This window comes from Pseudoduganella ginsengisoli (assembly GCF_009720865.1).
In the GTDB taxonomy this organism is placed as follows: Bacteria; Pseudomonadota; Gammaproteobacteria; order Burkholderiales; family Burkholderiaceae_D; genus Rugamonas; species Rugamonas ginsengisoli.
The window spans coordinates 40,306-65,563 of the sequence record NZ_WNLA01000007.1; the positions used below are offsets into that span (position 1 = coordinate 40,306).

The window sequence follows — 25,258 nt, forward strand, 5'->3', positions numbered from 1 at the left end:
CGTTCAAATTGTTTTGGAAAACCGCAGCGGCTGTACGGATGCGGTTTCCTGCGCGGGGCGCGGCATGCCCAGGTAGCGGTCAAACACCATGCAGATATTGCGGATCAGCAGGCGTCCTTTCAGCGTAACGGACAACCAGGCGCCGTCGTACGAAACCAGGCCATCGTCTTCCAATGCTTTCAGCTCAGCCAACTCTTTGGCGAAGTACTGGTTGAAGCGGATCGGGTACGCCTGTTCCAGCGACGCTACGGCCAGTTCAAAGTTGCACATCAATTGCTGGATGATGTGGCGGCGCAGCAGGTCGTCGGCATTCAGGCGAAAGCCGCGCGCCACGGGCAGGCGGCCCAGTTCCAGCTGTTCGTAATACGCGTCGAGCGTCTTTTCATTCTGGCTGTACGTATTGCCGACCGAACTGATGGCCGATACGCCCAGCGCCACCAGGTCCGCATCCGCATGCGTCGAATATCCCTGGAAGTTGCGGTGCAGGCGGCCCTGGCGCTGCGCCACGGCGAGGTCGTCATCCGGCTTGGCAAAATGGTCCATGCCGATGTACACGTAGCCGGCCTGCGTCAGCAACGCGATGCACAGCGCCAGCATATCGAGCTTGGTGTTCGGCGATGGCAAATCGTCTTCGCTGATGCGGCGCTGCGGCTTGAACAAGTGCGGCATGTGCGCATAGTTGTACAGCGAAATGCGGTCCGGGCTGGCGGCAATCACCTTGGCCATGGTTTGCTTCATGCTGTCCAGGGTTTGCTTCGGCAAGCCGTAAATCAGGTCGATGCTGATGGAGCGGAAGCCGGCGCCGCGCGCCGCCTGCATGACTGCCAGTGTTTCCTGCTCGGGCTGGATGCGGTTGACGGCTTGCTGCACGTCCGGATCGAAATCCTGCACGCCCAGGCTAAGGCGGTTGAAGCCCTGCTTGCGCAGTGTGTGCACGCGTTCCGGCGACACGGTGCGCGGATCGATTTCAATCGAATATTCACCCGCATGATCGGGCGCGAATGCGAAGTGACGGCGCAAGTGCGCCATCAATTCATCCATCTGGCGGTCGCTCAGGTACGTCGGCGTACCGCCGCCAAAGTGCAGCTGGTCGACCTGGTGCATGCCGGAAAACAGCTTGCCCTGCATTTCAATTTCCTGCTTCAGGTACGACAGGTACACGGCCGCCTTGCTGCGGTCGCGCGTGATGATCTTGTTGCAGCCGCAGTAGTAGCAAATGGATTCGCAAAATGGAATGTGCACGTACAGCGACAGCGGTCCCCGTGGGCCGCTCATCTTGATGGCGGCCAGCGCTTCCAGGAAGTCGCCATAGCGGAAATCAGCGGTAAAGCGGTCGGCCGTCGGGTACGACGTATAGCGCGGGCCGGAAGTGCTGAGGCGCTCGATGGTGCTGGCGTCGAATTGCACAGGGAAGTCAGGGGTGATGGTATTCATGTCAGTACTGCCTCAAGCTGCCAGCCGTTTTACGCCGGCGGTATCAGGTGCTGCCGCGCTGCGGATAGGACGCACGGCGGCTGGAGTAGCCGGTAAAGCGGTCCGGCCAAACTTGAACAGGCTGACGGCCTGCTTCAAGCCGCCCGCTTCATTGGCCAGGCTGGCGGCGGCCGCTGCTGCTTCTTCGACCAGCGCGGCATTTTGCTGCGTCACCTGGTCCATATGGGCAATGGCCTGGTTGACCTGGTCAACGCCGATGCTTTGTTCGCGCGACGCTACGGAGATTTCACGCATGATGGCCGTCACTTGCTGCACGGCGCCGACCACTTGTTCCATCGTGTCGCCGGCGCGGTTGGCACGCTCCATGCCCATGCTGACTTTGCTGACAGACACGTTGATCAATTGCTTGATGTCTTTTGCCGCCATCGACGAACGCTGCGCCAGGTTGCGCACTTCGCCTGCCACCACGGCAAAACCGCGGCCCTGTTCACCGGCACGGGCGGCTTCCACGGCGGCATTGAGCGCCAGGATGTTGGTCTGGAACGCGATGCCTTCGATCAGGCCAATGATGTCGACAATTTTCTTCGACGAGGCATTGATTTCATCCATCGTCGCAATGACTTCAGACACAATCTGGCCGCCTTCCACTGCCACTTCCGATGCGGCCACCGCGAGGTCATTGGCTTGCGCGGAATTTTCCGCGTTTTGTTTGACGGTGGACGAGAATTCATCGATGCTCGATGCGGTTTCTTCCAGGCTGGCCGCCTGTGATTCCGTCCGGCCCGACAAGTCGGCATTGCCGGCCGCGATCTGGCGCGTCGCCACGGCCATGGTTTCCACATTGACGCGCACGTCGCGGATGGTGGCAATCAAATTGCTGTTCATTTGCTGCAGCGCGCGCAACAGCTGGCCCACTTCATCGGTGGCATCCGTATCGAACGAACCGGACAAGTCGCCGGCGGCAATCGAACGGGCGCCTTCCAGCGCGCGGCCCAGCGGTTGCAGCACGCTGGTGCGCAATGTGTACCACAGGAAGACATTGACCAGCAGGCCGATGAAGGTGGCGCCAAAGATGGTGTAGCGGATCAAATCAGAAGCGCCGTCGCCGAACAGGCTGGCAATGCACACCAGCGCCAGCAGCACGTTGACGCCGCTGGTGGCAGCCCAGATGCGCATGGCCAGCGACATATGGCTGAGGCGCGACAACACGTTGCCAATGCCCAGGTGGATCACTTGGCCATTGCGGATCGCCACGCGCTTGTCGCCCGCGCGGATCAACTGGTAAGCGGCTTGCGCGGCAGCGATCTGGTCGCGGTCCGCCTTGGTGCGCACGGACATATAGCCCAGCGTGCGGCCGGCTTCCTTGATGGGCGTGATATTGGCTTTAACCCAGTAAAAATCGCCGTTTTTGCAGCGGTTTTTTACCAGTCCCGTCCATGGGGTGCCTTCCCTGATCGAATGCCACAGGTCGGCAAACGCTTCCGGCGGCATGTCCGGGTGGCGCAAGATATTTTGCGGCGAGCCGATCAGTTCTTCTTCGGAAAAGCCGCTGACTTGCACGAAATACGGGTTCACATACGTGATGTTGCCATTCAGATCAGTCTTGGAAACAATCGCCTGATCGGCCGACAATTCGACTTCGCGGTTGGTAACGGGTAAATTCGTGCGCATCGCGCCCTCCTGCAGTTGATATTCTTGCTCTATCACAAGTTATGCAGGCAGTTTACGTAGTTGGGCACGAAATTTTATTGACGTAGATCAAAATTCCAAAGGTTAGGAAGCGTATGGGATCGCAGCAAGGAACAGTGGATTTCCTGGTAGACCAGTTCTCCGGGGCGGGCCCTGTGGATGCCCGCAAAATGTTTGGCGAATATGCGATTTATTGCGATGGCAAGATGTTTGCGCTGGTTTGCGACGACCGGCTATTCGTCAAACCGGTTCCTGCCAGCAAGAACTACATGGGGGAGCCGGAACAGGCGCCGCCTTATCCACAGGCCAAGCCGTGGTATGTGGTGCCGGAAGACAAATGGGATGAGCGGGAGTGGCTGTGCGGGCTGGCGCGGGTCACGGCAGCCGCCTTGCCGCCGCCCGCGCCGAAGAAGCCAAAGAAAAAACCTGCGTGATTAGGCTTTGCGGCGGAACAGGTTGACGACTTTGCCGGCGGCGGTAACGACTGCCAGCACCAGGCCGCCCGCCACCAGGCCGCCAATCGCGTCCAATACCGGCGGCATGACGGCCGCCAGCGCCCGGCCAACGCCCGCGATGTCTGCGACCGCTTCCACCGCGTGATGGATCACGTCATGCGCGCCAGGGATGCCGTGCGTCAGGATGCCGCCGCCCACCATGAACATGGCCAGCGTCCCGGCCACGGACAAGAATTTCATCAATTTCGGTGCAGCCGCCAGCAGGAAGCGGCCCACGCCTTTGACGAAGCCGCCGGCGCCGGGCAGGCGCGCGAGATATAAACCCGCGTCATCCATCTTTACAATGGCGGCCACGATGCCATACACGCCCACCGTCATCAGGGCTGCGACCCCGGCCAGCACGGCTACTTGCTGCCCGAACGGCGCATCGGCCACGGTGCCGAGGGCAATTACGATGATTTCCGCCGACAGGATGAAGTCCGTGCGGATCGCTCCTTTGATCTTGTCTTTTTCCAGCGCCACCATGTCAACTTCGGGATTGGCCAATGCCGCCGACAATTCCGCATGGTGCTGTTCATCTTCTTCCCCGCTGTGCAGCAGTGGATGGGCGACTTTTTCAAACCCTTCGAAGCACAGGTAGGCGCCGCCCACCATCAGCAGCGGCGTCACCGACCACGGCGCGAATGCACTGATGGCCAGTGCGGCGGGCACGAGGATCGCCTTGTTTTTCAGCGACCCGACGCCCACGGCCCACACCACGGGCAATTCCCGCTCCGCCTGCACGCCCGCCACTTGCTGCGCATTCAGCGCCAGGTCGTCGCCCAGCACACCGGCAGTTTTCTTGGCGGCGACTTTGCTCATGGCGGCAACGTCGTCGAGGATGGTCGTGATGTCGTCAATCAGCGCCAGCAGGCTCGATCCGGCCATATCAGCAGCCCTCCGTACGCAAGATGGTCGTGAAGAGAGTGGCGGCAAGTGTCATGGCGTTAAAAATCAGATTAAATTGAACGGCAATCTTACCGCATAAGCAACACTGCACCCATAAACTACTGCGGATACAATGTTTGGATCTTTCCCTGGAGTACTGCCATGACGTTCGCCACCTGGATCACGTTTGTTATTGCCGCCTGCATTATTGCCGTGTCGCCCGGCTCCGGCGCCGTGTTGTCGATGTCGCACGGGTTGTCGTATGGCGTGCGCAAGGCCAGCGGCACCATCGTCGGGCTGCAGGCGGGCTTGCTGCTGGTGCTGGCCATTGCCGGTGCGGGCGTGGGATCGCTGCTGCTGGCGTCCGAAGTGGCGTTCAATGTGGTCAAGACCGTGGGCGCGCTGTACCTGATCTGGCTGGGCTTTTCACAATGGCGCGCCAAAGGCGCGGCCGGACCGGGGGCGCAAGTGGTGCAGACCGAAGCGCCGTCGCTGCGCCGCCGCGTGCTGACAGGTTTCCTCACCAACGCCACCAATCCCAAGGGCATTATTTTCATGGTGGCCGTGCTGCCGCAATTCATTGCGCAAGACCACCCGCTGCTGCCGCAACTGCTGATCCTGGCCGTGACCATGTGCACGATCGACTTGATGGTCATGCATGGCTATGCATTCCTGGCATCGTCGATGCAGCGCTTTTTCCGCGATGCCAAAGCCGTCAAGGCGCAAAACCGTGTGTTTGGCGGCTTGCTGATGGGAGTCGGCACGGCATTGTTCTTTGTCAAACGAAGCAGCGCGCACGCTTGACGAAATTTGTAGCGTCCGATTGAAAAATTCTGTAACGGGGGTCGTCGTTACGCCCGATCACGCGTTTAATAGCATCATTCCCCTGCTCCCGGAGCGTTGTCATGCACCGCAAAATCAAGCATTTAATCCTGTTGTCTGCGCTGGTGGCCGTCACGTCGCTGGCGATGGCCGACGACCCGCCGGCCCGTGTGGCGCGCGTGTCCGTGGTGGATGGCCAGGTCACGCTGCAGGAACCCGGTGGCGATGAAGCGGGCGGCAACCTGCTGAACTGGCCCGTGACGTCGGGTACCCGCATCACGGCGGCGCCCGGCGCGCGCACGGAATTCCGCGTCGGCTCGACGTCGATCCGGCTCGATGGCGACTCCAGCATGGAAGTCATGGAACTCGATGACAACGTGCTGCGCCTGCGCCTTGATTACGGCACGGCCAATGTGCGCATCCGCAATCCGGAACATTTGAGCGGCTTTGAATTGAGCACGCCACAGGGCCGCGTGACGATGTCCGAGCCAGGTTCGCTGCGCATCGATACGGAGCGCGCGCCCGACACCAGCGTCGTGACCATGCTGGCCGGCGCCGGCCGCGTGGATGGCGCCGGCACGTCCATGAGCCTGCGCGCGGGCAAACGCATGGAAATTCGCGGCGACGACATCTTTACCGGCGTGGCCCAGCGCACACCGTTTGATGACTGGGCGCAGGCGCGCGACCGGCGCGATGACAATTCGCAGTCGGCACGCTACGTCACAGCCGACATGACGGGCTATGAAGAGCTGGACCAGCACGGTACGTGGCGCGAAGATCCGGATTACGGCCCGCTGTGGGCGCCGCGCGGTGTCAGCGCGGAATGGGCGCCCTACCGCGACGGCCGCTGGACGTGGCTGGAACCGTGGGGCTGGACGTGGGTCGATGACGCGCCGTGGGGTTATGCGCCGTCGCACTATGGCCGCTGGGTGTTCGTGCAATCGCGCTGGTATTGGGCGCCGGGCCGCACCGTCGTGCGTCCTGCGTGGGCGCCTGCACTGGTGGGCTGGGTGGGCGGCAACGGCTGGAACGTGACGTTCCGCGACCACCGGGCCGGCCCCGGTGTCGGCTGGTATCCGCTGACGCCGCGCGACCGCTATGTGCCGGCTTACCGCGTGTCGGTGGAGCATGAACGCCGCCTCGAATGGCAGCATGGGGGCAAGGTGCGCTGGAAAGAAGAACCGCGCAATGATGGGCGCCGCGATGGCGTGACCGTGCTGCCGCGCGAATACTTTGAACGCCGCAGCATCGTCAACGTGGGGCGTGAACCGCGCATTGCACTGCCTGCCGCCGACGTGCGTAAAGCGCCATTGATTACCGCACCGCCGGTTGTGCCGCAACTGGAACACCGACCGGGCCGCGTGATTGAAACGCGCCGCGAATCGCGCGATGACTGGCGCGAACGGCATGATGGCCGTGACGGCCGTGACGGCCGTGACGGCCAGCGTGCGCCAATCGGCCAGCCTGTGCCGGGCAATACGCTGCAAGCGCAGCCGCAACGCATCATGCCGGGCGGTGCGCCTGTCGTGCAGCAGCCGGGTGGCGTGCAGGATGGCCGCCGCTTTGAGCGCGATGGCGAGCGCCGCGATGAGCGTGGCCGCATCAGCCAGCAGTTGCCAGTGCCGCCACAGCAGGGATTGCAGCCGCAACCGGGCCAATTGCCGCAGCAAAATGTTGAGCAGCAGCGGCAGGAGCGCCAGCGGCAGGAATATCAGCGCCAGGATGCCCTGCGCCAGGAACAGCAACGGCAAGACGCCCAGCGCCAGGACATGCAGCGGCAAGACCAGCAGCGCCAGGAATTCCAGCGGCAGGAACGTGCGCGCCAGGATGGCCAGCGGCAGGAGACGCAACGCCAGGAACAGCAACGGCAGGAATTCCAGCGCCAAGAAGCGCAGCGGCAAGAGCAGCAGCGTCAGGAGGCGCAACGGCAGGATGCCCTGCGCCAGGAACAGCAGCGCCAGCAGGAAGCCCAGCGGCAGGAAGCGCAACGGCAAGAGCGCCAGCGCCAGGAATTCCAGCAACGGCAAGACCAACAGCGCCAGGATGCCCTGCGCCAGGATGCCCTGCGCCAGGAAATGCAGCAACGGCAGGCGCAGCAACAGCAAGAAGCTCAACGCCAGGACATGCAGCGCCAGGAACAGCAGCGCCGCGAACAGCGCGAAGCCATGCGCCTGGAACGCCAGCAGGCGCCGCAACAGCAGCCGCCCCAGCGCCAGGAAGCCCGTCCACAGCCGCAAAATGCGCCATCTGGCGACAACCGCCGTGGTCCGCGCGAAGAGAACAAGGAGAAAGAAGGCCGCAACCGCAAGAATCCGGAGCAATAGCAGCCAGTCTTGACGCGGCAGCAAGCTGCGGCCCAGCCCAGGATTCTGCCGTTCATCCCCCAAATTCTGCAGTTCGTCCCACGGCGGTGGCCGGGCCAGGAGGAATTCCTTACAGTGGCGTCACGTGATCTTCACGCACTATTTTCCTCCCAATACAAAATAGTTTCTGCCAGCCCCTACCGGCTGGCATTTTTTTTCGCCTTAGCCATCCCCATCTTGCGTACCAGCCAGCAAGCGTATGCGGGCGCGCCACTCGCCCAGCGCCGACAGCGCCGCATTGAATTCGCGTTCAATCAAGTCCGCTTCAGCCGGGGTGATCTTGCCGTCCAACAAGGACTGCGATACGGCTTCCGCCACGTCGCCCACCTGGCTCATGACACGGCAGACGGTTTGCGACAAGTCATCCTGTGCCACCTTTTCCGGTACTGGAACCACGAAAGCCGCCATACCATGCCGGACCAGCATGGCATGCAGGGGCATCAGCGCATCGGGAACGCCTGCTTTCTGGCACAGGTCGATAATGATCGATACTTCTTCAAACGAAGGGTAGTGGGAAGCGATGGTTGGTGACAATTTGTTACGTAAAACGTTCACCGAAATGCCCATGCATTGGGACAATGCTTCGATGCCGCCAGGATAGTTTCGCGCGACGGTATACAACGCGTCGTGCTGATTCATGTCAGAGTATTTGCGTGTCATGGTGGTAAATCTGGCGTTTTTTTACCGATGCGTAAAAGTTTGCCAGCTATTATGCTGTTATTTAATCAACCTCAAGACGATCAGGATACATGATGAAGTCTCTCCGCAAAGCCGTAGTACTTGCTTTATCGCTGTCGCTGGCGATGGGCGGGCCGCTGGCGGAAGCCAGGCCGACCCAGAGTTCGGGTTCTTATAAGGGCGGATTTTCGTCGCAGCGCAGCAGTACTTCCAAGAGTACGCCATCGCGCAGCCCGTCGTCCGGCTCATTTGGTTCCTTTGGTTCCAGCCGGACGCAGCAGGCCGATACGGCGCCGCCGTCCAGCGGCAGCCGCTCGGCGATGAACCGCGACATGTCGCAAAAGACTGCGCAAGACAATGCCGTGCGCACGATGGATGAACGCACTGCGCAGCAAAACCGCTTGCCGCCGTCGGACCCGGTGATGCAGCGCCAGGCGCCGCCTCCGCCGCCACCACAGTATGGCAACAACGGCGGCTATAGCAATAATCCATACAACGGTGGTTACAGCCAGCCGCAAGACCGCCCAAGCCGCTGGGGCACGGCCGGCGCGGCGGCAGCCGGCGCCGTGCTGGGCAGCGTCTTGGCGGGCGGCGCCCATGCGCACCAGGCGCCGCAACAGCAATCACTGCCAAGCAATATTCCGGCAGACGTGGGTTCCATCGGTCCGGTGGGCAGCGGCAGCACCAATACGGCGTCCGGCGCCGGCACGGTGCCCAATCCGATGAATCCGGATGACGCCACTGCCGCGACACCGGCGCCGCAAGTGCAGGAACAGCCAGTGGAACGTCCGGCGCGCAAGCACGAATCGTCGGGCATCGGCTGGTTTGGCTGGGTGATGCTGGGTCTGATTGGTTTTGTGCTGTACAAGGTCTTGACGCGCCGCAAAGCGAGCCGCCAGGGCGCTAACTATACGCTGGGAGATTGATATGGGTTGGAAGGATGCATTCGGGTACGTACGCAACGCCGCCATGAAAAAGGGCGCCGTCGACGCGCCGGAAGATCAAAGCTTGCCGCTCAATGCCCGCATCGGCAGCATGGTGACGATCCAGCAAGCGCCCCTGCTGCGCGCCAATACGTCCGGCTCGCTGATTGCGCTGCCCCAGGCGTCGGATTTCCGCATCCTGGCGATTTCGAGGCTGAAGTTGAACCTCAGCGGCAAGGTCTACCGCTATTACCTGGACAAGGGCGATGACCAGGCCGATGAAAAGTTCTTGCAAGTGTATGTGGATGCGCAAGGCAACGTAGCGGAAATCATGTATTGCACGCAGCTGGCCCGCGTGATCCCGGAAACCGTGGAAGACCAGGAAGCGTACACGGGTGAAAAAGGGTATGGCCTCGGCGACCGCAGTTATACGTTGTGGCGCAACCAGCTGGGCGACTATGGCCTCGATGAACAGGATTTGAACCTGGTATTCGGCGCAGACGAAGGCATTGATTACCAGCGCGACGCGGGCGACCCGCACACGGAATGGGTACAGCCATTCCAGGGTGGCGAAACCCGCATCGATGATGCGGCGGGACGCGAAGGCTTGCAGCAGGATGTGTATTACATGCCGTACGTGCGCGATTTGCGCGGCGGCGCAGGACCGGAATTTTTGCTGATCACGACGGAGATTATCCGCAGCGTGAATGGCGATAGCAGCAAACGCGGTATCCATGTGGATTTTGTCATTGGGATACCGGTGGAGCAGGAACGGATCGTCATTCAGTGAGATCCACTGAGACATCCGCAATGTGCAGTAACTTCAAATAAACCGAAAGGAAGGACACGACTATGAGCAACTCGAATGGCTGGGGCCTGACCGCACGCCTGATCTCGAAACACTTTGGCGCGCTGGGCGACCGCGTATCCGAAGCAATCGCCAACTTCGATCCAGAAACGGCGACCGAGGCAGACCGTGACCGCCTGGCCGACACCTTGCGCAGCACCGCGCAAAAGCTGGCCGCTGCCCGTGCCTCCTTCGACAAGGAGCACAACGACGTCGTCAAGCTGCGCGAACTGATCGCCAGCGACGAGCGCGCTGCGGAAACGCTGGGTGAGCGCCTCGCGGCGGGCAAGATTTCGGAAGCCACCATCAACCTGTTCTGCGACGAACTGGAAGCCAATAAAGCGCGCCTGCCGCTGGAAGAACAGGAAGCAGCGGATGCGAAAGAGTATATGGACGAACTGCAAAAGATCGTCGATGCGCTGTCGCAGCAACTGGCTGATTTCGATGCCGCCGCCAAGAAAGCCATGCAGGCGCTGGCGACCGCCAACGCGCAGCGCGATTTGCAGCAAGTGCGCGCCGAGCGCCAGGAACAGTTGAATGGCCTGAAAGGCTTGCAGGGCAACTCCAGCGCGTTGAATGCGCTGACGCGCCGCGCCCAGGCCGTGTCGAATGAAGCGGCCGGCATGAAGATCGTCGCGGACATCGGCCAGCGTCCGCATGACCAGAAGGCGGAACTCGATGCGCTGCGCAAGTCGGTGGCCAATGAAGCGGCTGGCGGTGGCGAGTCGGCGCTGGAGCGGCTGAAGCGGTTGTCGGCCAAGCCTGCTGCTTAATTCTGCGCACGGCGGCATGGGCGGCATGGGCGCCATGCCGCCGTCGCCGTATTTGGCTGCAGCCCTCGCCGGTCGCCTTGAAAGCAGCGTGCTACGGTACAATATCCCCTGTATCTATTTGTTTTGACAGGAATTACTATCATGGCCACGCTGAACCCGCCGAAAGAATCGCTGATCGAATACCCGAGCGATTTCCCGATCAAGATCATGGGTGTCGCCCATGCAGAATTCACGGCCACCATGCTGGCCGTGGTGATCAAGCACGATCCAACTTTCCATGAAGGCAAAATGGAAGTGCGCCCTTCGTCCAAGGGCAACTACACGGGTTTGACGGTGACCGTGCGCGCCACCAGCCGTCCGCAACTGGACGCGCTGTACAGCGAACTGTCCGGCCATCCGATGGTCAAAGTCGTGATGTAATGTGCAATTGCGGAAGAAATTCCGCAATTTGCGCCAGCAGCCATGTGCGGAATGCCTGCACATGGAGCTGTTCCGCCGCCAGCGGCGGGCTGACAAAGTAATATTCATCCGCACTGGGCGTGGCTATATCAAACAGCCGCACCAGTTGTCCCGACGCGATTTCCTGCATGGCCACCACATGGCGCACCAGCGCCACGCCGTCGCCATCCACGGCTGACCGGATCAGCATCGATAAATCTTCATACATGACGCCGCCGGACGGTTCCGCCAGGTCCAGCCCCGCTGCGCGGAACCATGGCAGCCACGGTTCATTCGAGCGCAGCAACGTGGCTTGCGCCAAGTCCTGCGGCGTGCGGGGCAAGTCGCCGCCCCGGTAAGAAGGACTGGCGACGGGATAGTAAATGTCGCCCATCAAATGCTGCACCATCAGGCCCGGATAGCGTCCCTTGCCAAAGCGGATACCGACATCGATGCCTTCCCGCTCCAGATCCTGCAACTGGCCGGATGCCTGCAGCAGTACTTCGATATCCGGGTGATGCTCGATGAATTGTCCGAGCCGGGGCGCCAGCCAGCGTGCCGCAAACGAGGGAATCGATGAAATCGACAGCCGGCGGCAACCCTGCTTCGGCCGCACGGCATCGGCTGCCAGCACGATATCGGCAAACGCTTTCGTCAGCGACTGGGCAAATTTGCGGCCATCCGGCGTGATTTTCACGTGGCGGCCATTGCGGATGAACAGTTGCACGCCCAATTCATCTTCGAGCGCGCGCACCTGGTGGCTGATCGCGCCGTGAGTCAAATGCAATTCATCAGCGGCGCGGGAAAAATTTTCATACCGGGCCGCCGCCTCAAAGGCGCGCAGCGCGGGAAAGGCGGGCAGTCGCATGTTCTTGTGAATAGAATTAGCAAGAATAGAGAAAATATATCGTTATGTGGTTAATCCGGCAAGACGTACCATAAAATGCCCAATCCACACAGGAACACGTAGCATGAACCTCAAGCTTTACGTCAACAGCGAATTTTCCAGCCCGTATGCGATGTCTGTCTTCGTGACGCTGAAAGAAAAAGGCATTCCATTTGAACTGGCAGCGCTGGACTTGAATACCGGCGAACACCAGCAACCGGGCTACCGCGACCTGGCGCTGAATGGCCGTATTCCCGCGCTGGTGCATGACGGCTTCGTGCTGACGGAATCGTCGGCCATCTCGGAATACCTGGAAGACGTGTTCCCGGCCCCAGAATACAAGGCGGTCTACCCGAAGGCATCGCAGCAGCGCGCCCGCGCCCGTGAAATCCAGGCGTGGGTGCGCAGCGACTTGATGCCGATCCGCGAAGAACGCAGCACTTTGACTGTTTTCCACCAGCCGGCCACGCAACCTCTGTCCCCAGAGGCGCGTGCGGCCGCGGATAAATTGTTCCGCGCTGCCGATAAGCTCGTAAATGGCGAGAACCTGTTCGGCGAGTGGTCAATTGCCGATACCGACTTGGCCATGATGCTGCAGCGGCTGGTGCACAGCGGCGATGACGTGCCTGCGAAATTGAAGGATTACGCGAACGCCCAATGGCAGCGGGAACCGGTGCAGCAGTGGCTGGCTTTGGTGGAAAAGGCAAAATTGGCTGCCCGTTAAGCTTGCCTGCCGCATCAAGAAAGCCCGTCAAATCACTATCTTTCTGCAATTTTCTGCTGACAAAATAGGCAAGGCGCCGGGAAAGTAATTCAGGACTGACTTATAATGACGGGGTTTTCCGTAACAAACCCGTCCATGTCTACTGCCCCGGCGCTTATTCGAAACCTCGGCCAAGCCGACTACGAACCCACGTTTGCCGCCATGCGCGCGTTCACTGATGCGCGTACGCCTGACACGCCTGATGAATTGTGGATCGTCGAACACCCGCCCGTGTACACGCTGGGACTGGGCGCCGACCGCGGCCACCTGCTGAGCGCCACCACGGACATCCCTGTCGTGCAAACCGACCGGGGCGGAGAAATCACGTACCATGGCCCCGGCCAGGTGGTGATTTACCTGATGATGGACCTGCGCCGCAATAAACCCGGCGGCAAATTGTACGCGCGCCAGTTCGTCAACAAAATCGAACAGGCCATCATCAACGTACTGGAAACGTATCATCTGGCCGGCGAGCGCATTGACGGCGCGCCGGGCATTTATATCGCTGGCGGCCCAAAAAAGGGCGCCAAGATCGCCGCGCTGGGACTCAAAGTGCGCGGCAACGGCTGCACCTACCACGGGGTGTCGCTGAATGTGGGTATGGATTTAGCCCCATTTTCCTGGATTAACCCCTGCGGTTACTCTGGACTGGAAACCATCGACATGCGCTCGATGGGCGTGGAAGCGCCGCTGGCCGATGTGCAGCTGGCGTTAGCCAACGAACTGGTAAAGCTGCTACAAGTGGCCGAACCTGCCGAAGTAACCACCGTATCGAATTAAGCCTATGACTACCGAGACCACTTCCAGCAACGCCCCCGCTTACAACGCCAGCGAAAAGCAGAAAGGCGCCAGCAAGACCTCGCGCATTCCCATCAAGATCACGCCGATCGAGCAGGTGGAGCGCCTGAAAAAGCCGGAGTGGATCCGTGTGAAAGCGGCGTCGACGTCGACCCGCTTCTATGAAATCAAGGACATCCTGCGTGAAAACAAGCTGGTGACTGTGTGCGAAGAAGCCAGCTGCCCGAACATCGGCGAATGCTTCGGCAAGGGCACGGCGACCTTCATGATCATGGGCGACAAGTGCACCCGCCGCTGCCCGTTCTGCGACGTGGGCCATGGCCGTCCTGACCCGCTGGACAAGGATGAACCGCAAAACCTGGCCAACACCATCGCCAAGCTGCGTTTGAACTACGTGGTGGTGACGTCGGTGGACCGCGACGACTTGCGCGACGGCGGCGCCGCCCACTTCGTCGAGTGCATCCAGAAGACGCGCGAACTGTCGCCGAACACCACGGTGGAAGTGCTGGTGCCGGACTTCCGCGGCCGCCTGCAAAAAGCGCTGGATATCTTCGCTGAAGGCTTGCCGGACGTGATGAACCACAACCTGGAAACCGTGCCGCGCCTGTACAAGGAAGCGCGTCCTGGTTCCGACTACATGCACTCGCTGAAGCTGTTGAAAGACTTCAAGGCCATGTATCCGAACGTGAAGACCAAGTCCGGCATCATGGTCGGCCTGGGCGAAACCGACGAAGAAATCCTGCAAGTGATGCGCGACATGCGCGAGCACGACATCGACATGCTGACCATCGGCCAATACCTGGCGCCATCGAACAGCCACTTGCCGGTGCGCCGCTACGTGCACCCGGACGTGTTCAAGATGTTCGAGGAAGAAGCCTATAAAATGGGCTTCAAGCACGCGGCCGTTGGCGCGATGGTGCGTTCGTCGTATCACGCTGACCAGCAGGCCCACAACGTCCTGGAACAGGCGTAATTGGCTGACGTCCGCATCGAAGCGTCCTGGAAGCGCGAGCTGCAGGACCAGTTCGAGCAGCCGTACTGGGAAAATCTGACGGCGTTCGTGCGCAATGAATATGCGTCCGGACGCTGCTTCCCCCAGGGGCGCGATATCTTCCGCGCCTTTGACTTGACGCCGTTTGACGACGTCAAAGTCGTCATTCTCGGGCAAGACCCTTATCACACGCCTGGCGCAGCCATGGGCTTTTGCTTTTCCGTCCCGGAAGGCAACCGCCCGCAACCGAGCCTGCAAAATATTTTCCAGGAACTGGCCGACGATATCGGCGTGATGCGCACGCGCACGGATTTATCCGACTGGGCGCAGCAGGGCGTGTTCCTGTTGAATGCCGTGCTGACGGTGCGGGCCCATACGGCGGGTTCGCATGCGGGCAAAGGCTGGGAACAGTTCACGGACAGCGCGATCCGCAAGCTGTCGCAAGAGCGCGATAACCTCGTGTTTATTTTGTGGGGCAGCTATGCGATGAAAAAGCGCGAGCTGATCGATGCGCGCCGCCACTTGATCATCACATCGCCGCACCCCTCGCCGCTGTCCGCGCACCGGGGCTTCTTTGGCAGCAAACCGTTTTCACGGGCCAATGCCTACCTGGAAGCCAAAGGCAAAACGCCAATCGTCTGGGCGTAACTCGAAGCAAGATTGTTGCAAATCCCGCTGGTGCCTGGCACCAAATTTACCAAATTTAGTCGACATTTCGGGGCCTGGCCCCAAAAGCACTATCGTTCGCATAAAGCGTTCGAACAAGATGCTATGACGGGCCAGACTTCCGGATGGCGGTTACTTCACGCGTTGCGGCGCTGCCGTTGCCAGCTTTTCCGGACGCGGGCTGACGCGCGCCAATTCACGCTCATCGATTACCACGGCCCGCTGCTGCCGCTGCAGCACGCCCAGGCGGCCCTGATCCAGCAAGAACAGTTCGCGGATTTCATATGGCCCGGTAGCCGCAGCGCGCAGTTCCGGCGCGAACGTCATGGCGATCGTGCCACTGCCCGGCTCCAGCCACTGCGCAGCATGCGCGACACCGATCGGTTTCAATACCCCCTGCACCGTGCCATACAGCACACCGCGCACTTCATAGCGCCCCGCCTGCGCCGCTTCCACACCAAAGTTCACGGCGATGCCCCCCGCGTGCTCCGCCAGCGCCACTTTGCGGTCCAGCTTGGCCGTGGGCATGGCAACGGGGAAGGCCAGCCGCAGCGAACGCATGACGTCGCCCTGCTTTGCCTTGCCCTGCCCGTGCGCATGCACTTCCCACAAGCCCGGCGCCAATTCTTCATCGGCATCCAGCGCCAGCTGCGCCGTCATACGCCCACCAGCGCCATTTTTAAACGTCAGCGGGAAACGCCGCCCTGCCGGCGACATCACGTAGCCTTCCAATTTGGAAAACACGGACTTCGAACCATCCTTGCTGCGCAATTCCGAGGTCAACGACAACTGCTGCCCATGCAGGTACGCGGCAGCACCCGCCTGCATCGTCAGCGACACGGGGCTGTCCGGCTCCACCACGTTGATCAGGAACCGTTCGTTCTCTCCCAGGTTGTCCGCACGCAGCTTGAACTGCCCCGCGCCCATGTCCTGGTGCAGGCGGAACGCCGACGTACCGGGCGCAAACGGCATGTCCGCCTTGGCCAGCTTATCGTCCGTCACCAGCGACTCCATTGCTTCCGCCGGACCATGCGCGCGGCCCGCCTTGTCGATGACCGTCATCGATTGCGGGTGGATCGCCAGGTTCGAACGGGGGCTCGATGTATCGAGCGCCTGTACCCGCACGACGGCACGCGGCACGGTGGTATTGAGTGGCACTCCCTTGGCCAGTTCCGCCCCCGTCACGATGACATACGATTCGCGGCTTTCCGCTTCATGCGGCATGGCCGCCGCCATGCCCGCGTCAGACGACGCCCAGCTCATTGCCACCGGTTCGCGCGATTGCCCCGGCGCCCCCGCCTTGGCCGCTTGCTGCACAGGCTTGGCCGCCGCCACGGCAACCGGTTCCAGGTCCCCTGCCTGTTTCGGCAACAGTTCCACCGCGGATGCGGACACACAGGCAGCCAGCGCCGCCGCCATCATTGACAGTTTCATTTGCATGATTTGCATGTTCGGCTCCCCGTTCAGATATCGTTGCGCAAGATGGCGTCCAGGCCGAAGCACTTGCGGCGGCTCTGGTTGTGCGACAGCGGTTCGGCATCGGCCGTGCGGTCCTTGTCCTGGAACCAGCGCCAGCCGGCGCCGGACTGGCTGCTGCAGTTCAGGAAGCCGTCCGAACAGCTGTCCAGCCACGCCTGCGTGATTTCCAGCCCCACGTTCAACGTATAACCGCCGCAGTAACTGTCGCTGTCGAACGGCGAGCTATCCACGTCCGTCCCCACTACGTGATAAAACGGCTTCGGCAGCGCCGGGCGGCCTGCCGTGCCATACAGCCACGACGCGTTATAGCTGGCCATCCAGCTGGTTTGCTGCTGGCGCACGGCGTCGCTCTTGTAGCCCAGCAGCCAGCCCACGGCGCTTTCAAATGCATTGCCGCTGATGGAGGCATCGGCCAGCGGCGTGCCCAGCGACGATGGCGCCAGCGCATTGACCCAGCGGATCGCATTGATGATGGCGGGATAGCGGCTGTCCTGCGTGGGGTTCGACATCACCCAGCGCAAGATATTGCCGCCATTCGAGTGCGTTTCCACCACCAGGTCCGTGATGTTGTTGTTGACGATGAACGGATGCAGCTGGTCGGCCAGGCAGCCTGCCGCGCCGGCGGTCCACATGTACTGGTCGAAATCGCAGTTGATGACGATATACAGATTCTGGTTTGGCAGCCCCTGGCGCACTGAATCAATCATTTCCCGGGTCCAGTAATCGTTGGCCGCGTCAGTTTGCTTACCCGTGCCGTGTACGAACGCCAGTCCCGTATTGCCTGCCATTGCCGGCAGCGCGGTCAAGGCCAAAGCCAGCGCGCTGCCCATCACTGCCAACTGCTTTTTCAACACCATTGTCGTCTCCTGTTTTGGTTTTAAAAAAACGCTCGTGCCAAACCAGTCTAGGAGCCGGATTTGCGCCAAGTATTGTTAAAAAATGTCACGGTATTGATTTATTACGCCATGCGCTTGAAGAACGGTCGTGCGGTTTGACGGGTATGATGTTGCGTTATCTCTACACGCAAGGACACTGTCATGGACACTTCCCGCTTCAACCTTGATCAAGTCAACCTGCGCAGCAAAGGCAAGCTGCCCGAGCACATGGGCATCCGCTTCACGTCCATTCAAGATGGCGAATTACAGGCGGAAATTGAAATCCAGCCCTTCCATTTGGCGCCGAACGGCTTCCTGCACGCGGGCAGCATCGTGACCCTGGCGGACACGGCATGCGGCTATGGCTGCATCGCCCACTTGCCGCAAGGCGCGGAGAACTTCACGACGATTGAACTGAAATCCAACCACCTGGGCACGGCCCGCGAAGGCGTGATTGCCGTGACGGCAAAACCCGTCCACCTGGGCCGCACCACGCAAGTGTGGGACGCGACGGTGATCCACAAAGACACGGGCAAGACCATCGCGTTGTTCCGTTGCACACAAATGGTGTTGTGGCCGAAATAAGCGCTGGCCGGGCGCGGCGGTAAGGGTGTGATCTGTTACATTGAACCGTCAGTGATACATTGTCGAGGACAAACAATGCGGAAAAACACCCTGTTGGCAACCGGCCTGCTGCTCGCTTCTTCGCTGGCGCTGGCCCAGACTCCGTACACGGAAGACTCCACGTTCCGCGGCCTGGGCGGCAAGGAAGGCATCAAGCAGATCACCGATACGTTCCTGGAACTGGTCTTGGCCGATCCCCGCATCAAAGATAACTTTGCGGATTTTGATATCCCGCAAATCAACCAACGCTTGCAAGAGCAATTTTGCGAATATGCGGGCGGCCCCTGCAAATACACGGGCAAATACCGCGACAAGACCATGGATGGCGCCGGCACCGTGCGCGACATGAAGTCGGTCCACATCGACTTGAAAATCACGGACGCCATGTTCAATGCGCTGGCGGAAGATTTGCAACTGGCGATGGCACGCCATGGCGTCTCCACTGAGACGTCGAACCGCCTGATTGCCAGGCTGGCGCCTATGCACCGCGATATCGTCACGGCACACGCTCCCTTGGCGCCATTGCAACCCGACATGGGCCGCTTCCTCGCTACCGGTGGCGTCAGCATGGTGGAAGGCGCGGGCGGCGGCGGTATTTCGCCGTGGGCGCTGATCACCGGTTACGGCACGCGCGACAGCTGGGGCGGCAATGCGCACTTCACGCGCGTGCAAACGCAGGATTATTCGCTCGATACCCGCGGCGTCGCCGTGGGCATTGCCGACCGCGTGGAATTATCAGTGGCGCGGCAAGATTTCAAAGGCGATTTGGCGCCACTGAATTTGCTGCGCATCCAGCAAGATATCCTCGGCTTGAAAGTCAGGCTCGCGGGTAACGCTGTCTATGACCAGGACCGCGCCATGCCGCAAGTATCGATGGGCGCCATGTACAAGAAAAACAAAGGCATCAACGGCTTGCGCGCACTGGGCGTCACCAGCGTCAGGCAGCTGGGCGCCAAGGATGACCGGGGCGTCGACTATTACGTGTCCGCGACAAAAATCTGCCTGGAACACAGCCTGCTCGTGAATGGCACGCTGCGCGCCACCAAGGCCAACCAGATGGGCATCCTCGGCTTCGGCGGCGACCAGGGCGACACGGTGAAGCTGCAGCCGGAAGTGTCGGCCGCATGGCTGGCGCACCGCACGCTGGCCATCGGTGCGGAATACCGGCGCAAGCCGCATAACCTGGGGGTGGATCCGGAAAAGTCGTATTACGACGTGTTTGCCGCGTGGTTCCCGGCCAAGCAAGTGTCGCTGACCGTCGCGTATGCGAACCTTGGAACCATCACTGTCTTCAATCCGAAGACACAGAAAGGGTGGTATTTATCGCTGCAAGCTGGGTTATAAGCCCGGCATGGATCAACCCTGCAGCGCTTTTTCCAGCAATTGATGCAGGGCCGGGAATTCCGGCTCGCCCACATAGCGCTTGATGATGCGGCCCTGCTTGTCGATTACGAACGTGGTCGGCGTCATTTTCACGTCGCCATATGCCTTGGCTGCATCGCCTTTGACGTCCAGCGCCACCTTGAACGGCAACTGGCGGGTTTCCGCGAAATTCAGCACGTAATCCGGGCGGTCTTCCTGCATGGCCACGGCCACGAATTCCAGCCCTTTTGCCTTGTATTTATTGTACGTATCGACCATTTGCGGCATTTCTTTGACGCACGTGGCACAAGACGTGGCCCAGAAATTCACCATCACGACTTTCCCCTGCAAGCTGGCCGGCGTGATTTGTTCGCCGTTGATGCCAACGAACGTCACGGGCGGCGCCGGGTTGGCGCTGTTGAGGGAAAAATAAGCAGTCAAGCCTATGCCGGCCAAAACAGCGGCAGCCAGTGCGGGTTTGATCCAGGCGCGGGAAGAAGTCATGTCAGGCATCCAAGGACAGCAATGAATCCATTATAGGGCGCGTCGGCGCTGTACGCTGCGGCGCCGGCAATAACCGGTACGCCGCCTGCAGATAGCGGTGCGGGTCAGTTACCGGCTTTGGCCTGGTACTGTTTCCACTCATCTTCGGAAATGTATTCGAAGACTTTGACGACCTTGTACACGCCAGGCACGCCACGGGCGACTTCCGCCGCGATGTTGCCTTCGCGCTGCGTCACGCGGCCCATCAGGTACACGTTGCCGCGTTCGCTGACGACTTTGAAAGAATTGGCGGAAATATCTTTCGTGTCCACCAGGCTGGCTTTGACTTTGGTGGTCAACAGCACGTCGTTGGAGCGGGACGTGTAGCTCGACACGCCGGCAATTTCCAGTTCATTGGTCACCGACACGACGCCTTCAATGGCGCGCACTTCGCGCTCGACGGCATTGCGCATTGCTTCATCGCGCACTTCACCAGTCAACAGCACGCGGCGGTTAAAGCTGGCGATATTCACGTGGCCGGCATCGCCCACCACCGAAGGGAATTTCGTTTCCGCTTTGACTGCAATGGCTTTGTCTTCCGTTTGCGCACCAAACGTGCGGCGGTCGGACGCAGCCAGGGTGCCGCCCACGGCGCCGGCCGCCACCAGGCCCACGCAACCGGACAGCGACGACGCCAATGCGGCGCCCAACAACATGACCGCCAGCGGACGCTGGATCTTACGTACTGCCTTATTCATTCACATCTCCACCAAACAGCGCGACATCAATGCCGTCGCACAAGGCATGGATCGTTACCAGGTGCACTTCCTGGATCCGGGCGGTACGGTCCGCCGGCACACAAATATGCACATCCGCATCCGTCAGCATCTTGCCGATCGCGCCGCCGCCTTTGCCGGTCAGCGCAATGACGCGCATTTCCCGCTCCAGCGCCGCTTCGATGGCCGCCATCACGTTGGCGGAATTACCGGACGTGGAAATAGCCAGCAAGATATCGCCAGCCTGGCCAAACGCTTGCACTTGTTTGGAGAAAATTTCACGGTAGCTGTAATCATTGGCCACGGCCGTCAGGATCGACGTGTCGGTGGCCAGTGAAATCGCCGGCAGCGGGAAGCGCTCACGCTCGAAGCGCCCTACCAGCTCCGCCGCGAAATGCTGGGCATCGGCAGCCGAACCGCCATTGCCGCACGCCAGGATTTTGTTGCCGTTAGACAAAGCCGAAAACATCATTTCAATCGCTTGCCCAATAGGCTGCGCCAGTACCGTCGCGGACTGGATCTTGATTTCGGCACTTTCGTGGAAGTGGGAGAGGATGCGTTGAGTATTCATTAATATCCCTGAGAAACCCCGCTATGCAGAGCAAAGAGGAGAAACGGCAATTTTCGTCGATTCTCCAAAAATTTTGAACTTTTTCGCATTTTGATTCTCTAAGTTATAGCGCTTCAGGTCAGTCGTTAGACGCCGGGGTGCCAGCATCACCACGATTTTTCCAGTCTGCGGTCGCCATAGGCGAGGTCGAAAGATATCCCGCAGAACTGAATAAGGCAGCAGGCATAGGCCAGCCGCCCCTCTCGGACGTGAGAGGCCAGCAGTGGGAGTTCCCTCATTTCAGCAGGGGAAGACGTCAAGGCTCAGAATTATAGTGCAGTCATCAGCAAGCTCTGACAAGCGAGGTTAAAAATGCTTACATTCCTTCAACTATGGCGTTTCGCAGCCACTGCAAGCTATCGCCATCGATGGCAATGACATCAAAGCGGCACGGGGGAAGTTTCTTATAGCGCAACAGGTAAAACTGCGCGGCGCGCACCATGCGGCGCTGTTTGACCGGCGTCACGCTGGCCAGCGCGCCGCCGAAATCCCTGCTGTCGCGGCGGCGCACTTCGACAAACACCAAGTTCTGCCAGTCTTGCATGATGAGGTCGATTTCGCCCACCTTGCAGCGGAAATTGCGTTCAACCAGCGTCAGACCGTGGCTGGACAAATACTCCAGCGCGCGGTCTTCGCCCGCCTGGCCGTGCAGTTGGCGGCCGGTGGCGGTCATGTCAGGGTTGCTGGCTCAACGTCAGCGGTACGGGTACGCCATTTTTATAGACGGCTTGCAATTCGCGCCGCTCAAAACGGGCCGTGCCGTCGCCAAAGCTGACATTCAACTGGCCGGTTACCCCATCGAGGCGGAACTTGGCCGTGGGTTGGTCTTGCTGGCGGGCGATTTCACGGGCCACACGGTACGCGTCAATACCCAGCGCATATAAACGCTCCATATCCGCATCCGGCTTGCGCTCGCTGCCGGGCGCCAGTTGTGGATAGACCATGACAGCCGGATGGTCGCGCTGCAATTGCCACGGCATGTCCAGCAAGCGCACGCCATCCATTTCCGTGCCGGCAATTTGCCGTGAACGGCCCGGGTTCAGCGACGACGTGCCATAAATGGGGACATCGCCCAGCGGCGGCGCGGCCAGTGCGATGCGCAGCTGGCGGGTCTGGTCCGGGTCCAGCGCGGCAAAGACGACGGCGCCCGGTTCCATTTGCAGCTTGCCGCGCAGCGCCACCAGTTCGCCATCGTTGAGGTAGCCGTTGGCGGTGCTCAGTTCCACCATCTTGGCCGACAGGCCGACGCGCTGCCACTGCGCGGCAAACGCACCCGCACTGCGGCGCTGCCACGCCACGCTGCCGCCCACGACATAGGCTGTGGCGCCCGGCTGTTCACGGCTGGCCCAGTCCGCCATCTGGCGCGCTTCATCTTCAATCGACAAGCCGATCAGCATCATTTGTGGCGGCAACGATGCGGTATCGCGGTTATCGGGGTAATTCAGCGCAATCGTGGGTTTGGCGACTTTGCGGCTGTTCGCCACGGCGGAGACGGCCGAACGGGATAGCGGGCCGACTATCATGTCTTGCTGGGGCAGCGCTTCGGTATAAGACGCCAGCACATCCGGCGCCGCGTCACCGGTTTCAATCACGGACACTTCGACGCCTTGCCTGTCGCGCTCCCAGGCGGCCAGGAAACCCGCGCGCAGGGCTTCGGATGCCTGGCGCAACGCATCGGAACGCAATGGCAGCAGCAAGCCGATGCGGTAGGGGACGGCAGGCGCGCCTTGCTGGGTGGCGGCAGCTTTGGTTGCCAGGCTGCCCGGCGCGATGGCGGCGCCCGGCAGCGCCGCCCCGCCGGAAAGGCCGGACACGGTTGCAGTACCGGCGGCAACCGTTGCCCGCGACGTGCCCGATGTACCCGATACACCGGACACACCGGAAACTCCCGAAACGCCGGATACTCCCGAAACACCGGACACGCCGGACGAATTGCCGTTATCCGCGCCGCCAGCCTGATCTTCCTGCGTACCGGCAGCATTACCCTGCTGAGGCGATCCATGCGCGTCCGAACTGCCTGAACGGCCGTCCGCGCCGGATCCGCCAACCGTGTCCGGCTCAAGTGGCGTCACGTTTTCAACTTTCAGCCGCGGTTGCGCACTAGGCATGACGCCAGCCAGGTCAACCGGGAACACTTCCACCTCGGCAGGCGGCCCCATTTCACGGCGCGGGGCGGTCGAATATACAGGGGCAGGTTTGGGCAGCGGTACGGCTTTTGGTACGGGCGCACTTGTCACGGCAGGGCCGGACGCGCACAATGGGCCGCTTGTGCCGCAAGACATCTGCGGCATCGGCGAGTTGCAGGCGCTGGCGAGTCCGGCTACCAGGCAAACCAGCAGCAATTTCACTTTTATCGGCAGCATCCCAATCTCCAATGACAGATCAAGCAACCAGCATTGCCACCCTGCCCGTCCTGGGCGAAGCAGCCAACCAGACCTATCCTATCGCAACATTGTATGTAGTGGCGACGCCCATAGGAAACGTTGCGGATATTAGTGTCCGGGCCTTGCATGTCTTGAGTTTAGTCAATGCGGTGGCCTGTGAAGATACGAGAAATACCGCGCAATTGCTGACCCGCTTCGGCTTGAACAAGCCCTTGATTGCCGCGCACCAGCATAACGAGCGGGAAGCCGCGGAAAGTTTGATTGCGCGTTTGCAGGCAGGGGAACGGATTGCCCTCGTGTCCGATGCGGGTACGCCCGCCGTGTCCGATCCGGGGGCGCGGATTGTCGATGCCGTACGGGCCGCCGGGTTGCGCGTGATGCCATTGCCGGGTGCGTCGGCTGCCGTGACGGCCTTGTCCGCCAGTGGCCTCGTCAACGACCAGTTTCATTTTGTCGGCTTCCTGCCATCGAAAGCGAAACAGCGCGAGACCACTTTGCAGCAATTGCGCACCGTGGCCGCCACGATGGTGTTTTATGAAGCGCCACACCGCATTGTTGAATGTGCGGAAGCGCTGGCAGCCGCGTTTGAGCCCACGCGTCAAGTCGTGTTTGCCCGCGAATTAACGAAATTATTTGAAGAGATCCACCGCTGCCCGCTGTCGGAAGCTGCGCAATGGCTGGCAGCGGATGCGCACCGGCAAAAAGGCGAATTCGTCGTGCTGGTGGAAGGCGCACCGCAAGCCAGCGATGCGGAAGATGCTGAAGCGGAACGGATTTTGAACATTTTACTGGCGGAATTGCCTGTTAAACAGGCAGCGGCACTGACGGCGCAGATCACGGGTAAGAAGAAAAATGCGCTGTATGACCGGGCATTGCAAATTAAAGGTTGACGCTCAGTCCAAGACCCGCTATAGTCTTGCTTCTTCGGAGTGTAGCGCAGCCCGGTAGCGCATCTGGTTTGGGACCAGAGGGTCCAAGGTTCGAATCCTTGTACTCCGACCAAATTTAAAAGCCTGTGAAATGGAAACGTTTCACAGGCTTTTTCCTTTCCCGGCTTCAATAAAATATCGCTTATCCGCCGCCAGCTATTTGACCAACGGGCTTGCAGCGGGTATGATGTGAACCATTCGGAGTGTAGCGCAGCCCGGTAGCGCATCTGGTTTGGGACCAGAGGGTCCTAGGTTCGAATCCTAGTACTCCGACCAAATTCAA

The 25,258-nt window shown here is 60.6% G+C and carries 26 protein-coding genes and 2 tRNA genes; 16 read left to right on the forward strand and 12 right to left on the reverse strand.

All coding sequences use genetic code 11. From position 1 onward, the window contains the following. Positions 1-3: 3 nt before the first annotated feature. Complete coding sequence (gene hemN, locus GM668_RS12715) at positions 4-1,434, reverse strand: oxygen-independent coproporphyrinogen III oxidase (RefSeq protein ID WP_155439340.1); 1,431 nt, start codon at positions 1,432-1,434, stop codon at positions 4-6. 12 nt (positions 1,435-1,446) lie between these two features. Beyond that, positions 1,447-3,105 (reverse strand): methyl-accepting chemotaxis protein, encoded by a 1,659-nt coding sequence (locus GM668_RS12720; protein ID WP_155439341.1) that lies wholly within the window; start codon positions 3,103-3,105, stop codon positions 1,447-1,449. A gap of 113 nt (positions 3,106-3,218) precedes the next feature. Here GM668_RS12720 and GM668_RS12725 point away from each other — a divergent pair, with 113 nt between their 5' ends. Continuing rightward, a complete protein-coding gene (locus GM668_RS12725; protein WP_155439342.1) occupies positions 3,219-3,557 on the forward strand; it encodes a TfoX/Sxy family protein in 339 nt (112 codons plus the stop codon). On the opposite strand, the gene GM668_RS12730 is transcribed toward GM668_RS12725, so the two are convergent. Next, positions 3,558-4,505 (reverse strand): DUF808 domain-containing protein, encoded by a 948-nt coding sequence (locus tag GM668_RS12730; protein ID WP_155439343.1) that lies wholly within the window; start codon positions 4,503-4,505, stop codon positions 3,558-3,560. A 162-nt stretch (positions 4,506-4,667) separates the two neighbouring features. Between GM668_RS12730 and GM668_RS12735 the strand changes: the two genes are divergently transcribed. Together GM668_RS12735 and GM668_RS12740 are read left to right on the forward strand one after the other, a co-directional pair. Next, the gene (locus tag GM668_RS12735; RefSeq protein WP_155439344.1) at positions 4,668-5,309 is read left to right on the forward strand and encodes a LysE family transporter; all 642 of its coding nucleotides are present in this window, start codon (positions 4,668-4,670) and stop codon (positions 5,307-5,309) included. A gap of 101 nt (positions 5,310-5,410) precedes the next feature. Beyond that, complete coding sequence (locus tag GM668_RS12740; protein ID WP_155439345.1) at positions 5,411-7,651, forward strand: DUF6600 domain-containing protein; 2,241 nt, start codon at positions 5,411-5,413, stop codon at positions 7,649-7,651. 201 nt (positions 7,652-7,852) lie between these two features. Here the strand turns inward: GM668_RS12740 and GM668_RS12745 are convergent, their stop codons facing one another. After that, positions 7,853-8,350: a phage regulatory CII family protein gene (locus GM668_RS12745; RefSeq protein WP_155439346.1), complete on the reverse strand. Its 498-nt coding sequence runs from the start codon at positions 8,348-8,350 to the stop codon at positions 7,853-7,855. A gap of 89 nt (positions 8,351-8,439) precedes the next feature. On the opposite strand from GM668_RS12745, the gene GM668_RS12750 reads away from it, so the two are divergent. The 4 genes from GM668_RS12750 (at position 8,440) to GM668_RS12765 (ending at position 11,331) form a co-directional block, all read left to right on the forward strand. Beyond that, positions 8,440-9,294, forward strand: coding sequence for a hypothetical protein (locus GM668_RS12750; protein WP_155439347.1), 855 nt, complete (start codon positions 8,440-8,442; stop codon positions 9,292-9,294). A gap of 1 nt (position 9,295) precedes the next feature. Then, positions 9,296-10,081, forward strand: coding sequence for a DUF2491 family protein (locus GM668_RS12755; protein WP_155439348.1), 786 nt, complete (start codon positions 9,296-9,298; stop codon positions 10,079-10,081). Positions 10,082-10,143: 62 nt separating this feature from the next. Continuing rightward, entirely contained in the window at positions 10,144-10,911 is a 768-nt protein-coding gene (locus tag GM668_RS12760; RefSeq protein WP_155439349.1) for a hypothetical protein, read from the forward strand. A 141-nt stretch (positions 10,912-11,052) separates the two neighbouring features. Next, positions 11,053-11,331, forward strand: a complete 279-nt coding sequence (locus GM668_RS12765) for a DUF493 family protein (protein WP_155439350.1) — start codon at positions 11,053-11,055, stop codon at positions 11,329-11,331. On the opposite strand, the gene gcvA is transcribed toward GM668_RS12765, so the two are convergent. Further along, the gene (gene gcvA, locus GM668_RS12770) at positions 11,315-12,217 is read right to left on the reverse strand and encodes a transcriptional regulator GcvA (RefSeq protein WP_155439351.1); all 903 of its coding nucleotides are present in this window, start codon (positions 12,215-12,217) and stop codon (positions 11,315-11,317) included. The two genes, GM668_RS12765 and gcvA, sit on opposite strands and share 17 nt — an antisense overlap. Positions 12,218-12,320: 103 nt before the next feature. On the opposite strand from gcvA, the gene yfcF reads away from it, so the two are divergent. The 4 genes from yfcF (at position 12,321) to GM668_RS12790 (ending at position 15,435) form a co-directional block, all read left to right on the forward strand. Further along, the gene (gene yfcF, locus GM668_RS12775; protein ID WP_155439352.1) at positions 12,321-12,959 is read left to right on the forward strand and encodes a glutathione transferase; all 639 of its coding nucleotides are present in this window, start codon (positions 12,321-12,323) and stop codon (positions 12,957-12,959) included. 135 nt (positions 12,960-13,094) lie between these two features. Continuing rightward, complete coding sequence (gene lipB / locus GM668_RS12780; RefSeq protein WP_155439353.1) at positions 13,095-13,778, forward strand: lipoyl(octanoyl) transferase LipB; 684 nt, start codon at positions 13,095-13,097, stop codon at positions 13,776-13,778. 4 nt (positions 13,779-13,782) lie between these two features. Beyond that, positions 13,783-14,769 (forward strand): lipoyl synthase, encoded by a 987-nt coding sequence (gene lipA / locus GM668_RS12785; RefSeq protein ID WP_155439354.1) that lies wholly within the window; start codon positions 13,783-13,785, stop codon positions 14,767-14,769. After that, positions 14,770-15,435 carry a uracil-DNA glycosylase gene (locus tag GM668_RS12790; RefSeq protein WP_155439355.1) on the forward strand — a complete coding sequence of 222 codons (666 nt, stop codon included), beginning with the start codon at positions 14,770-14,772 and terminating at the stop codon, positions 15,433-15,435. A 150-nt stretch (positions 15,436-15,585) separates the two neighbouring features. On the opposite strand, the gene GM668_RS12795 is transcribed toward GM668_RS12790, so the two are convergent. Further along, a complete protein-coding gene (locus tag GM668_RS12795) occupies positions 15,586-16,902 on the reverse strand; it encodes a DUF4785 domain-containing protein (protein WP_155439356.1) in 1,317 nt (438 codons plus the stop codon). 14 nt (positions 16,903-16,916) lie between these two features. Continuing rightward, entirely contained in the window at positions 16,917-17,789 is an 873-nt protein-coding gene (locus GM668_RS12800; RefSeq protein WP_155439357.1) for a hypothetical protein, read from the reverse strand. 180 nt (positions 17,790-17,969) lie between these two features. Here GM668_RS12800 and GM668_RS12805 point away from each other — a divergent pair, with 180 nt between their 5' ends. Both GM668_RS12805 and GM668_RS12810 read left to right on the forward strand, forming a co-directional pair. Further along, a complete protein-coding gene (locus GM668_RS12805; protein WP_155439358.1) occupies positions 17,970-18,392 on the forward strand; it encodes a PaaI family thioesterase in 423 nt (140 codons plus the stop codon). A 75-nt stretch (positions 18,393-18,467) separates the two neighbouring features. Continuing rightward, positions 18,468-19,775, forward strand: a complete 1,308-nt coding sequence (locus tag GM668_RS12810) for a DUF3034 family protein (protein ID WP_371868691.1) — start codon at positions 18,468-18,470, stop codon at positions 19,773-19,775. Positions 19,776-19,787: 12 nt separating this feature from the next. Here GM668_RS12810 and GM668_RS12815 read toward each other — a convergent pair whose 3' ends face one another. The 5 genes from GM668_RS12815 to GM668_RS12835 form a co-directional block, all read right to left on the reverse strand. Beyond that, entirely contained in the window at positions 19,788-20,297 is a 510-nt protein-coding gene (locus GM668_RS12815; RefSeq protein WP_155439359.1) for a peroxiredoxin family protein, read from the reverse strand. 104 nt (positions 20,298-20,401) lie between these two features. Continuing rightward, positions 20,402-21,034 carry a BON domain-containing protein gene (locus GM668_RS12820; protein ID WP_155439360.1) on the reverse strand — a complete coding sequence of 211 codons (633 nt, stop codon included), beginning with the start codon at positions 21,032-21,034 and terminating at the stop codon, positions 20,402-20,404. After that, positions 21,027-21,623 carry a phosphoheptose isomerase gene (locus tag GM668_RS12825; RefSeq protein ID WP_155439361.1) on the reverse strand — a complete coding sequence of 199 codons (597 nt, stop codon included), beginning with the start codon at positions 21,621-21,623 and terminating at the stop codon, positions 21,027-21,029. Before GM668_RS12825 ends, GM668_RS12820 begins: the two co-directional genes overlap by 8 nt. A 355-nt stretch (positions 21,624-21,978) precedes the next feature. Continuing rightward, positions 21,979-22,335: a YraN family protein gene (locus tag GM668_RS12830; RefSeq protein WP_155439362.1), complete on the reverse strand. Its 357-nt coding sequence runs from the start codon at positions 22,333-22,335 to the stop codon at positions 21,979-21,981. Between the two features lies 1 nt (position 22,336). After that, the gene (locus GM668_RS12835; protein ID WP_229499259.1) at positions 22,337-24,025 is read right to left on the reverse strand and encodes a penicillin-binding protein activator; all 1,689 of its coding nucleotides are present in this window, start codon (positions 24,023-24,025) and stop codon (positions 22,337-22,339) included. Positions 24,026-24,036: 11 nt separating this feature from the next. Between GM668_RS12835 and rsmI the strand changes: the two genes are divergently transcribed. The 3 genes from rsmI (at position 24,037) to GM668_RS12850 (ending at position 25,251) form a co-directional block, all read left to right on the forward strand. Beyond that, the gene (rsmI, locus tag GM668_RS12840) at positions 24,037-24,936 is read left to right on the forward strand and encodes a 16S rRNA (cytidine(1402)-2'-O)-methyltransferase (RefSeq protein ID WP_155439363.1); all 900 of its coding nucleotides are present in this window, start codon (positions 24,037-24,039) and stop codon (positions 24,934-24,936) included. A gap of 35 nt (positions 24,937-24,971) precedes the next feature. After that, positions 24,972-25,048, forward strand: a tRNA-Pro gene (locus GM668_RS12845). 126 nt (positions 25,049-25,174) lie between these two features. Continuing rightward, positions 25,175-25,251: transfer RNA gene (locus GM668_RS12850), tRNA-Pro, on the forward strand. The last annotated feature ends 7 nt before the right edge of the window (positions 25,252-25,258 follow it).

Excerpts from the sequence above, each read along its gene's own strand:
- hemN (WP_155439340.1), bottom strand. The coding sequence starts at position 1,434 with ATGAATACCATCACCCCTGACTTCCCTGTGCAATTCGACGCCAGCACC.
- GM668_RS12720 (WP_155439341.1), bottom strand. The coding sequence starts at position 3,105 with ATGCGCACGAATTTACCCGTTACCAACCGCGAAGTCGAATTGTCGGCC.
- GM668_RS12725 (WP_155439342.1), top strand. The coding sequence starts at position 3,219 with ATGGGATCGCAGCAAGGAACAGTGGATTTCCTGGTAGACCAGTTCTCC.
- GM668_RS12730 (WP_155439343.1), bottom strand. The coding sequence starts at position 4,505 with ATGGCCGGATCGAGCCTGCTGGCGCTGATTGACGACATCACGACCATC.
- GM668_RS12735 (WP_155439344.1), top strand. The coding sequence starts at position 4,668 with ATGACGTTCGCCACCTGGATCACGTTTGTTATTGCCGCCTGCATTATT.
- GM668_RS12740 (WP_155439345.1), top strand. The coding sequence starts at position 5,411 with ATGCACCGCAAAATCAAGCATTTAATCCTGTTGTCTGCGCTGGTGGCC.
- GM668_RS12745 (WP_155439346.1), bottom strand. The coding sequence starts at position 8,350 with ATGACACGCAAATACTCTGACATGAATCAGCACGACGCGTTGTATACC.
- GM668_RS12750 (WP_155439347.1), top strand. The coding sequence starts at position 8,440 with ATGATGAAGTCTCTCCGCAAAGCCGTAGTACTTGCTTTATCGCTGTCG.
- GM668_RS12755 (WP_155439348.1), top strand. The coding sequence starts at position 9,296 with ATGGGTTGGAAGGATGCATTCGGGTACGTACGCAACGCCGCCATGAAA.
- GM668_RS12760 (WP_155439349.1), top strand. The coding sequence starts at position 10,144 with ATGAGCAACTCGAATGGCTGGGGCCTGACCGCACGCCTGATCTCGAAA.
- GM668_RS12765 (WP_155439350.1), top strand. The coding sequence starts at position 11,053 with ATGGCCACGCTGAACCCGCCGAAAGAATCGCTGATCGAATACCCGAGC.
- gcvA (WP_155439351.1), bottom strand. The coding sequence starts at position 12,217 with ATGCGACTGCCCGCCTTTCCCGCGCTGCGCGCCTTTGAGGCGGCGGCC.
- yfcF (WP_155439352.1), top strand. The coding sequence starts at position 12,321 with ATGAACCTCAAGCTTTACGTCAACAGCGAATTTTCCAGCCCGTATGCG.
- lipB (WP_155439353.1), top strand. The coding sequence starts at position 13,095 with ATGTCTACTGCCCCGGCGCTTATTCGAAACCTCGGCCAAGCCGACTAC.
- lipA (WP_155439354.1), top strand. The coding sequence starts at position 13,783 with ATGACTACCGAGACCACTTCCAGCAACGCCCCCGCTTACAACGCCAGC.
- GM668_RS12795 (WP_155439356.1), bottom strand. The coding sequence starts at position 16,902 with ATGCAAATCATGCAAATGAAACTGTCAATGATGGCGGCGGCGCTGGCT.
- GM668_RS12800 (WP_155439357.1), bottom strand. The coding sequence starts at position 17,789 with ATGGTGTTGAAAAAGCAGTTGGCAGTGATGGGCAGCGCGCTGGCTTTG.
- GM668_RS12805 (WP_155439358.1), top strand. The coding sequence starts at position 17,970 with ATGGACACTTCCCGCTTCAACCTTGATCAAGTCAACCTGCGCAGCAAA.
- GM668_RS12810 (WP_371868691.1), top strand. The coding sequence starts at position 18,468 with ATGCGGAAAAACACCCTGTTGGCAACCGGCCTGCTGCTCGCTTCTTCG.
- GM668_RS12815 (WP_155439359.1), bottom strand. The coding sequence starts at position 20,297 with ATGACTTCTTCCCGCGCCTGGATCAAACCCGCACTGGCTGCCGCTGTT.
- GM668_RS12820 (WP_155439360.1), bottom strand. The coding sequence starts at position 21,034 with ATGAATAAGGCAGTACGTAAGATCCAGCGTCCGCTGGCGGTCATGTTG.
- GM668_RS12825 (WP_155439361.1), bottom strand. The coding sequence starts at position 21,623 with ATGAATACTCAACGCATCCTCTCCCACTTCCACGAAAGTGCCGAAATC.
- GM668_RS12830 (WP_155439362.1), bottom strand. The coding sequence starts at position 22,335 with ATGACCGCCACCGGCCGCCAACTGCACGGCCAGGCGGGCGAAGACCGC.
- GM668_RS12835 (WP_229499259.1), bottom strand. The coding sequence starts at position 24,025 with ATGCTGCCGATAAAAGTGAAATTGCTGCTGGTTTGCCTGGTAGCCGGA.
- rsmI (WP_155439363.1), top strand. The coding sequence starts at position 24,037 with ATGACAGATCAAGCAACCAGCATTGCCACCCTGCCCGTCCTGGGCGAA.